6 protein-coding genes and 1 riboswitch are annotated in these 8,678 nt (G+C 66.8%); all 6 genes read left to right on the top strand.

Translation table 11 applies throughout. The features are described from left to right. Window positions 1-1,793 (top strand): S8 family peptidase (locus VP06_RS04585; RefSeq protein WP_048462662.1); only part of this gene is annotated, 1,793 nt, incomplete at its 5' end. 759 nt (window positions 1,794-2,552) lie between these two features. Next, window positions 2,553-2,759: riboswitch (cobalamin riboswitch) on the top strand. Window positions 2,760-2,871: 112 nt separating this feature from the next. Continuing rightward, a complete protein-coding gene (locus VP06_RS04580; protein ID WP_048462644.1) occupies window positions 2,872-5,070 on the top strand; it encodes a TonB-dependent siderophore receptor in 2,199 nt (732 codons plus the stop codon). Between the two features lie 39 nt (window positions 5,071-5,109). Further along, window positions 5,110-6,153 carry an ABC transporter substrate-binding protein gene (locus tag VP06_RS04575; RefSeq protein WP_053081526.1) on the top strand — a complete coding sequence of 348 codons (1,044 nt, stop codon included), beginning with the start codon at window positions 5,110-5,112 and terminating at the stop codon, window positions 6,151-6,153. Then, window positions 6,150-7,190, top strand: coding sequence for a FecCD family ABC transporter permease (locus VP06_RS04570; RefSeq protein WP_048462643.1), 1,041 nt, complete (start codon window positions 6,150-6,152; stop codon window positions 7,188-7,190). Before VP06_RS04575 ends, VP06_RS04570 begins: the two co-directional genes overlap by 4 nt. Further along, window positions 7,187-7,951 (top strand): ABC transporter ATP-binding protein, encoded by a 765-nt coding sequence (locus VP06_RS04565; RefSeq protein WP_048462642.1) that lies wholly within the window; start codon window positions 7,187-7,189, stop codon window positions 7,949-7,951. The genes VP06_RS04570 and VP06_RS04565 overlap by 4 nt, the downstream gene beginning before the upstream one ends. A 20-nt stretch (window positions 7,952-7,971) precedes the next feature. Beyond that, window positions 7,972-8,637, top strand: coding sequence for a class I SAM-dependent methyltransferase (locus tag VP06_RS04560; RefSeq protein ID WP_048462641.1), 666 nt, complete (start codon window positions 7,972-7,974; stop codon window positions 8,635-8,637). The last annotated feature ends 41 nt before the right edge of the window (window positions 8,638-8,678 follow it).

Raw genomic sequence — 8,678 nt, 5'->3', positions numbered from 1 at the left:
CTGGTCCACGCCAGGTCGACCGCCGGCGAGGCAGGGAACTGGCGCCGTTCGACGCCGATGTGAACCGCCACCAACGCCTCCTATCGTTCCTCGACCGCCATCCCCTGGTCCGCCGCATCGAGCTCCCGCCAATTATCACCCGAACCGCCGTCGGCGGGCGCCTGGGCCGGCAAGAGAGCGCGAGGCCTACCCGGACTAGGCCGGACGATGTGAGTCTCCCCGTGCGCGACGCCGGCCGCACATACCCCAGGATGGGTATCATCGACGGCGGCGTCGGCGATGTACTCGCCGATTGGATTGTCGGCCGATGGGATGTTCTCAGCGACGAGCACATCGACGCGGACCATGGCTCGTTCATTGGTGGCTTGGCGGTCGCAGGCCGAACGTTGAACGGCCCCGAAATCTGTCCGGAGCCCGACGGAACCGAGATCGCCGATCTTGCCGTCCTTCCCGATACCAACGCCAACGGGGCCTTCCCGAGCTACTACCCGGACGGGATCGAGCAGTTCTTCCAAGAGGTCGACTACGCCGTTGCTGATGCTAAAGCGCAGTATAATGTTCGCGTCTTCAACATGAGCCTGAACATCCAGCTGCCGGCAACACCGACCCGGTACGGCTCGTTCGCTAAGCAGCTGGACGACATAGCCGCGGCGCATAACGTGATCTTTTTCGTCTCGGCTGGCAACATTGCCCCGCAGGACCTCCGCCCCGAGTGGCCAGCTGACGAGACGCAAGCGCTCGTCGGGCTCGCCAATGCCCGAAACGACGGCATCCTGATGCCCGCCGAGAGCACCCGGAATGTGTCAGTTGCGGCTCTCAATCCGCCCGGCTTGCCGAACGTCATACCCTTTGCGCCGACGCGCTATTCGCGGCGAGGGCCGGGATTGCGGGCCGGAGTCAAGCCGGACCTTGCCCATATCGGCGGCGGCGGTTCGTCTCGCACTGGGTTGGGGCATGGCCTCTACTCCATCACGCCGAACGGTGCAGTCATCGATGGGTGCGGAACCAGCTACGCCTCTCCTCTCGTGGCCAAGACCGCGGCCGTGCTGGAACACAGCATCGAGGGCGAGGTCTCGCGCGAGACCCTGACCGGTTTGCTATTGCACCATGCGCGCATGCCGGACGTATTGGCGAGCAAACGGCTCTCGGCGGTTGCGAGGGACCTCGCGGGCTTCGGCATCCCGCCTTCGGCCTACGAAATCCTCAATGGTGGCGACCACCAGATCACCCTGGTGTTCGCCACGCGCATCCGGCCCGATCAAGAGGTCTCGTTCCGTTTCGCCTGGCCCGCCTCTCTCGTCACACCGGATGGGAAATGCCGGGGAGCCGCTCGCCTGACGCTGGTCTCGACGCCGCCGCTGGACGCCCGCTTCGGCTCCGAATTCGTGCGCGTGAACATCGACGCGGCGCTGCAGCAGGAAGAGATCGACGCGGATGGGATCTCGCATTGGAGAGGACGGCTCGATCCCGTCTATCTGCCCGGTGCGGCCGAGCGACGGACCATGGAGGCTGAGCGCATCGAGCACGGTCTCAAATGGAGCCCGGTGAAGGTGTTCGCCAAGACGATGCCGATCGGGGTCGGCCGCTCGTCGAACTGGCGCCTGTTTGTTGAGTATCTGACGCGTGCAGGAGAGAGCATGCCCGTCGATGGGGTGCCGTTCACCGCCCTTCTCACGATTGCCGATCCTCGAAAGGAGGCTCCGGTTTTTAACGACATGCGCCTGTCTCTTAACGCGCTAGGCGCGCGCATCGAGGACATCAGAACGGCTGCCCGCGTCGCGACGCGGACCTAACTCTAGCTTATGAGAAAGAAGGTAAATTATAGCTATTTATTTCAATACACAAGACCCGTCCGGGCTTCTGCACGAGTTTGACAAGCGCATTGTGCAGACCGAGGCAAAGGGGAAAATTACGACGTGGGAGAAATTATCAGATGATGCTCATTACACACACAAATCGGTCAATTGGAAAGAATTGGCTTTCCTAAAGGTATCCTTCGGCGAAGACTGTCTAATTTTTAACGTAATCCGCCCAGAAAACGAAAATATAGACACTCAAACGTACGGTTATTACCATGGCCATATCATAGAAACATTTTTAAATCACTTTAATACATTATTTACTAATGCAATCGCATCGCCTTTGCCTAGCGATGGAGACGACGTAGCCGCCTGAACCTTGCAACACACGTCATAGGTCCGTGCGGCCCGTCACAGTAATAAGAAGAACCTATGTGGGTAAGAAGAACCTATGTGGGGTTGACCTCGTCCGGACCTGGACCGGTCCATTAGGGCAGGCTTCATTGGACCGGCCAGGATGGCGAGGAGCCGGTCAGGCGAGCGCTTTCCTGGCATTTGAATGGCTGACCGGGTCTCCTGACATCCTCCCGCAACCGTGGCTCTCGCGTAAGGCGTGTCCCGCACCGGTGGTTGGCACAGCCGCTGCGACGAGCAGCTGTGCCGTCCGCGTCACACAGGGCGCAACAATCCGAAACAGCGACACTCTCCCCGAAGGAGAGGCGGCTGTCCGGTTGACTCGGTCGGCCCGACAGTGCCGTTGAAACTCGTCAAGGTTCTCACGGTCCTGGACCGTGAGCTAAGAGGGAATTCGGTGAAGCCGGCGACGGCGAGACCGGAGCTGCCCCCGCAACTGTGAGCGGCGAGCCGCTGCCGAGAACGACCACTGGTGTGCGCACCGGGAAGGTCAGGCAGCGGTGACAACCCGTGAGCCAGGAGACCTGCCTTGGCGGTGGTTTACGTCTCGCGGGCGGGGTGTCCGGTGGGCTGCTGATCGACACGGGGTCCCTCGGTCCGTCGTCGCGCATGCGCTCTCCATCAGCACGCAGCCCCGGCAAGCGGTGGGGCTCGCCCGATGGTCTTCTCCTTGTTTCCCCGTCCCCCAGGCAGGCGCCGCGCGCATGCACTCGGCGGGAGCACGATCCTGGCGGCCGGCCTGCTCGCCGGCGCGGTGCAGGCCCAGGAGACGACGATTGCCCTGGACACGATCTCGGTCGCGGCAAACGCCGGCGGTCCGCTCCAGCCGGATGTCCTCGGCCGTTCGGTCGACGCGATCGGCCTGATCGGGCCGACGCCGGGCTTCCGCTCGGACCGAGCCGTGTCGAGCACCAAGACCAACACGCGCCAGCTCGACGTCCCGCAGGTGGTGACGGTCGTCCCGCGCGAGCTCATCACCGACGTCAACGCCACCCGCGTCGACCGCGCCTTCGACTACGTGCCCGGGCTGACACAGACCAACAACTTCGGCGGCCTCGGCACCTTCGCCTACGCCATCCGCGGCGTGACCACGGCCGAGATCTACCGCAACGGGCTCGCGGCCAACCGCGGAGGCCCCCCGCCGCTCATCGACACCCAGAACATCGAGCGCATCGAGGTGCTCAAGGGAGCCGGCGGCGCCTTGTTCGGACGCAGCGATCCGGGCGGTCTCGTCAACATCATCACCAAGCAACCCACCGCGACCCGCTTCGTCGAGATGGGCGGGTTGTGGGGCTCGTTCGAGCAGTTCCGCGGCACGGTCGACTCAGGCGGGGCGCTCAACGACGAGAAGACACTGCTCTACCGCTTCAACTTCGCCGGGGGGAGCCAGAACAGCTACCGCGACTTCGTCGGTGACGATCGGCTGTTCGTCGCGCCCGTTCTCAGCTGGCAGGTCACGCCCGACACCAAGCTCACGGTCGAAGCCGCGATCACCCGCAACAGCGTCATCGTCGACCGCGGCGTGGTCGCTGTGAACAAGCAGCTCGGGTTCGTGCCGATCTCCCGCTTTCTCGGCGAGCCCGGGCAACCCACTCACCAAACCGACGAGGTGCTGCAGGTCCGCCTCGACCACCGCTTCAACGCGGACTGGCAGATGCGGCTCGCCGCACAGTTCAACACCGGCACCCTCAACGGTGAGAGCGCCGAAGGGCGTGGCCTCCTGTCCGACAACCGCACCGTCATTCGGGACCGCAACTACCGTGACTACAGCTACGACTCGGCTATCGGCCAGGCCGAGCTGGTCGGTCGCTTCAGGACCGGCGACGTCGGCCACACACTGCTCCTCGGCTTCGACCGCGAGAATTTCGACAACCGGCAGCTCTACCTGCGCTCGAACTTCAACACCTTTCCGTACGGGATCGACATCTACAACCCACGCTACGGCCAGCCTCTGCCGCCGCTTACACGCGCCTCGAACACCCTGGAGAGCGTGACCGATACCGGCTTCTACGCCCAGGATCTGATCGACCTCGCCCCGCAGTGGAAGGCGCTGGCCGGCGTGCGCTTCGACCTGTTCGAGCGCTCCTTCAAGCAGCGCGTCGTGGGCACCAGTGCCGAGCAGACGAGGGCCGCCGCCTCGCCGCGGGCTGGTCTCGTCTACCAGCCCATCCCCGAGATCTCGCTCTACGCCAACGTCAGCACCAGCTTCCGGCCGAACATCGGCACGGACGCGGGTCTCGGTGCGCAGTCGCGGCCCTTCGAACCGGAGACCGGCCTCGGCTACGAGGCAGGCGCGAAGGTCGAGCTCTACGGCGGCGCACTTGTGTTGACCGGCGCGGCCTTCCGCATCGACCGCCAGAACGTGCTCACCGCCGACCCCAACAACAGCGGCTTCCAGATTGCCGCCGGCGGCGTGCGCAGCCAGGGCTTTGAGTTCACTGCCGCCGGTCAGCTCACGCCGGAGCTGCGTCTCATCGGCGGCTACACCTTCACGGATGCGTTCATCACCAAGGACAACGTGCTACCGGTCGGCGCGCCTCTGCTCAACATCCCGGAGCACAGTGGCACCATGCTGGCCGTCTACGAGGTGCAGAGCGGCCCCTTGCGCGGCCTGGGCGTCGGCGGCGGCGTGCGCGCGGCCGGCGAGCGTGCCGGGGACTCATCCAATTCCGGGTTCAAGTTGCCGGCCTACGTCGTGGCCGACGGGCTGGCCTACTACAAGTACGAGAACTTTCGCTTCAGCCTGAACGTGGAGAACGTCTTCGACACTGCCTACTATGTCGGCTCCGTCAGCCAGTTCCGCGTCGATACCGGTTCGCCTCGCCGCATCACCGGCGCCATGCTGGTGCGGTTCTGAATGCGACTGATGGTGACGAAGCCTGAGACGGATACCCACATGAACCGAAAGGTGTCGACGCCTCGGGGCCGGGCCGGCGCGACCTTGCTTGCAGCGGCTCTGCTCCTGCCCTCCGGCGGTACGGTGCACGCCGAGCCGACGCACTACCCGCTGGCCTTGGAGAATTGCGGGGCGAGTGTCACGATCAAACAGGCGCCCCGACGCGTGGTCTCCATCGGCCAGACGCAGACCGAGATCCTGTACGCCCTCGGCCTTGCGAACCGCGTCGTCGGCACGGCGGTCTGGTTTGGTCCCGTGGCCGAGCCCTACGAGGCGGTGAACGCCGGCGTGAAGCGGCTGGCCGACAACGCGCCGAGCTTCGAGGCCGTGCTCGGCGAGGTGCCCGACCTGGTGACCGCGACATTTGCCTGGCACATCGGCCCGCACGGGGCCGTCGCGCGACGCGAGCAGTTCAGCGGCCTGGGCGTGCCCGTCTACGTCTCGCCGGCCGATTGCGTCGGCAAGGACAACTCTGCACCGGGTGATGGCGTGCGCACGCGGCCCTTCACCATGGACCTCGTCTACCGCAACATCCGCGAACTCGGGCAGGTCTTCGATGTGCTGCCCCGCGCCGAGACGCTCGCCACCGAGCTGAAGGCGCGCGAGGACGCCGCCATCGCATCCATGGCAGGGCGCCCGGCGCGCGACCTTCCGGTCGTGGTCTGGTTCTCCAGCCGGGATGTAAAGGGAGACGCCTTCGTGGCGGGAGCCAAGGGCGTGCCGGCCTACATCCTCGACAAGCTCGGCGTCCACAACGTCATCGCCTCAGACGAGGAATGGCCCCTCGTCGGCTGGGAGAGCATCGCGGCCGCCGATCCCGCCGTGATCGTGCTGGTCCGCATGGACCGCCGCCTATTTCCGGCCGACGACGTCGCGGTCAAGCTCGACTTCCTCCGGACCGACCCGGTCGCCCGCCGCCTCACGGCCGTCCGCGAGAACCGCATCGTCGTCATGGATGCCGCAGCGACGCGCCCGGGGCTCGGCACCATCGACGGCATCATGGCTCTGGCCACGAACCTCAAGGCGCTCGGGCTCGCCCGATGAGAGGGATCGCGCTTCCGGGTACTGGGTGGCTGCCCTGGGTGCTCGCAGGCCTTGCATCGCTCGGGCTTCTGGGCCTTGCCGTCGCGATCGCGATGACGGTCGGTGAGATGCGGATCCCGCTTCGGGTCGCCCTTCAGGCGCTCGGTAACGGATTGTTCGACCTCGGCTACGCAGTGAACCCGATCCAGCAGGGCGTGCTGCTCGACTACCGGCTGAGCCGCGCCCTGTTCGCCGCGTCCTGCGGTGGAGCCCTCGCGGTCTGCGGCGTTACCCTGCAGGCCCTGCTCCGCAATCCGCTCGCCGAACCGTACCTACTGGGGATCTCGGCGGGGGCTTCGACCGGCGCCGTCGCCGTGATGGTTCTCGGGCTGGGCGGGGCCGTGCTCGGGGTCTCGGGTGGCGCTCTGCTCGGCGCCATCCTGGCTCTCCTGACCGTCGCCCTGCTCGCCGCGGGCGCTGGTGGCGCGAGCGAGCGCGTGATCCTTTCGGGCGTGGCCGCGTCGCAGATCTTCAACGCCGCAACGGCCACGGTCGTGACGACCTTCGCCAGCGCCGAGCAGGCGCGCGGCGTGATGTTCTGGCTCCTCGGCAGCCTGGGCGGTGTGCGCTGGCCGGACGTGTGGCTCGCGGCACCGGTGACGCTCGCGGGCTTCGCCATCTGCCTGGTCCATGCCCGGACGCTCGACGCCTTCACCTTCGGCGAGGATGCCGCCGCCTCGCTCGGCGTGTCCGTTCCCCGCGTCCGCCTCGTGCTGTTCGGAACGACGGCGGCGATGACCGCCATCATGGTCAGCATCGCAGGTGCGGTCGGTTTCGTCGGCCTCCTGATCCCGCATGCCGTCCGGCTGATCGTCGGCCCGCGTCACAGCCGCCTGCTGCCGGCGGCACTCGTGACCGGCGCGGTGTTCCTGGTGCTTGCCGACATCCTGTCCCGCGTCCTGATCGCGCGGCAGGTCGTGCCCATTGGGGTCGTCACCGCCCTGTTCGGAGCACCGGCCTTCGCCTTGATCCTCACCCGCGTGCGGCGATCGGCATGACGCTCGCGGCGCGGGACCTTCGCTGGGATGCTGGCGGCCGGATCATCGTCGATGGCGTGACGCTGGCGGCCGCACCAGGGCGGATGCTCGGGCTCGTCGGCCCGAACGGCTCGGGCAAGTCGAGCCTGCTGCGCCTGCTCTGCGGCCTGCGGCAGGTGAAGAGCGGCGTCGTGATCCTCGACGGCACGGACATCAGCGGCCTCTCGCGGCGTGCCGTGGCACGGCGCATCGCCGTAGTCGAGCAGCACGCGGGCACTCTGGCACGGGTGACGGTCGAGGATGTCGTGCGCCTCGGCCGCACGCCGCGGCGAGGGGCGCTGTCCCCATGGACCGAGGCCGACGAGGCGGCAGTCGCGAGCGCCCTGGCACGAGTCGGGCTGGGCACGCGCCGCGACCAACCCTGGGAGACCCTGTCGGGTGGCGAGCGCCAGCGCGCCCAGATCGCCAGGGCCCTGGCACAGGAGCCGAGCGAGCTCGTCTTGGACGAGCCGACCAACCACCTCGACGTGCGTCACCAGCTCGACATGCTCGCCCTGGTGCGAGGACTCGGCGTCACCAGCATCGTCGCTCTCCACGACCTGAACCTGGCCGCCCTGTTCTGCGACGAGGTGGCTGTCCTGGCTGGCGGGCGCCTGCTCCGGTCAGGGCCGCCGGAGACGGTGTTGACCGCCGGGATGATCGCGGAGGTCTTCGGGGTGCGTGCCGAGGTTCGCCTGTCCGCGCTAAGCGGCCGGCCTCACATCGAATACCGTCTGGACTGAACGGCGAGGAGTTCCACGACATGAGCGCATCCGAGGTCACCAAGGGCGTGACCGCCTACTGGGACGCCCGGGCTCCGCACTTCAACTGCGCGGCTTCCCACGTCCGTGCCCCGGACGTCTGGAAGGAGGTTCTCTCGGCGGCGTTCGCGTCCGATGGACCAAAGGACGTCGTCGATCTCGGGACCGGCACGGGGGCCTGCGCACTCGCCGCGGCAGCCCTGGGCCATCGGGTGCGAGCCTGCGACGGCTCGGCGGAAATGCTGGGCGTCGCAGGAGAGGCCGCGAGGAAGGCGGGTCTCGATGTCCAGTTCATCCGCGCCTTCATCGCGGAGGCGCCGCTCGAGCCTGCCAGTACCGACATCGTGACCATCCGGAACGTCCTCTGGACGCTGGAGCGTCCCGCCGAGGCTCTGGAAGTCGCGCGGCGCATCCTGCGCCCAGGGGGGCGTGTCGTCGTCTTGGACGGCCTGTGGTCGGCCGCGCCGGAACATCGCTCGGATTACACCGCTGAGCTCGCACGACGGCTTCCGTTCCATGCCGGCCTGACCGAGGCCGACGCGCAGCACCTCTTGGAGAATGCGGGGTTCATCCAGGTGACGGCCTGGCAGCACCTCTTCTCATCTCCGCCCTACCCCGGTGGTGTTCCTGCCTTCGTCCTGTCTGCCATCGCCGCGACGGGCGGCTGACGCTGCTGCATCCATCAGAACCACGCCGTCAGGGTTCCCGG

The sequence above is a fragment of the Methylobacterium aquaticum genome (assembly GCF_001043915.1).
Taxonomy (GTDB): domain Bacteria; phylum Pseudomonadota; class Alphaproteobacteria; order Rhizobiales; family Beijerinckiaceae; genus Methylobacterium; species Methylobacterium aquaticum.
Note: the sequence above shows the minus strand (reverse complement) of the source record. Positions and strands in the feature narration are given on the sequence as shown.

Coding starts and splice junctions, on each gene's coding strand:
- VP06_RS04570 (WP_048462643.1), top strand. CDS start 6,150: ATGAGAGGGATCGCGCTTCCGGGTACTGGGTGGCTGCCCTGGGTGCTC.
- VP06_RS04565 (WP_048462642.1), top strand. CDS start 7,187: ATGACGCTCGCGGCGCGGGACCTTCGCTGGGATGCTGGCGGCCGGATC.
- VP06_RS04575 (WP_053081526.1), top strand. CDS start 5,110: ATGAACCGAAAGGTGTCGACGCCTCGGGGCCGGGCCGGCGCGACCTTG.
- VP06_RS04580 (WP_048462644.1), top strand. CDS start 2,872: ATGGTCTTCTCCTTGTTTCCCCGTCCCCCAGGCAGGCGCCGCGCGCAT.
- VP06_RS04560 (WP_048462641.1), top strand. CDS start 7,972: ATGAGCGCATCCGAGGTCACCAAGGGCGTGACCGCCTACTGGGACGCC.